Genomic DNA, 479 nt, shown 5'->3' on the forward strand with positions numbered 1-479 from the left:
GATCAGCCTATGGGGATGCAGCAGTGGGGAATCTTGGACAATGGGGGCAACCCTGATCCAGCCATGCCGCGTGTGTGAAGAAGGCCTTCGGGTTGTAAAGCACTTTCAGTAGGGAGGAAGGCTTCGGCTTAATACGCTGGAGTACTTGACGTTACCTACAGAAGAAGCACCGGCTAATTTCGTGCCAGCAGCCGCGGTAATACGAAAGGTGCAAGCGTTAATCGGAATTACTGGGCGTAAAGCGCGCGTAGGCGGTGTGTTAAGTCGGATGTGAAAGCCCAGGGCTCAACCTTGGAATTGCATCCGATACTGGCACGCTAGAGTGCAGTAGAGGGAGGTGGAATTTCCGGTGTAGCGGTGAAATGCGTAGAGATCGGAAGGAACACCAGTGGCGAAGGCGGCTCCCTGGATTGACACTGACGCTGAGGTGCGAAAGCGTGGGGAGCAAACAGGATTAGATACCCCAGTAGTCCAGGAAT

The 479-nt window shown here is 54.3% G+C and carries 1 rRNA gene; it reads left to right on the forward strand.

The window, feature by feature from the left end:
• Positions 1-479: ribosomal RNA gene (locus M6G53_RS25010) — 16S ribosomal RNA — on the forward strand; the annotation flags it as partial.

The sequence above is a fragment of the Serratia nevei genome (assembly GCF_024160145.1).
GTDB classification, from domain to species: domain Bacteria; phylum Pseudomonadota; class Gammaproteobacteria; order Enterobacterales; family Enterobacteriaceae; genus Serratia; species Serratia nevei_A.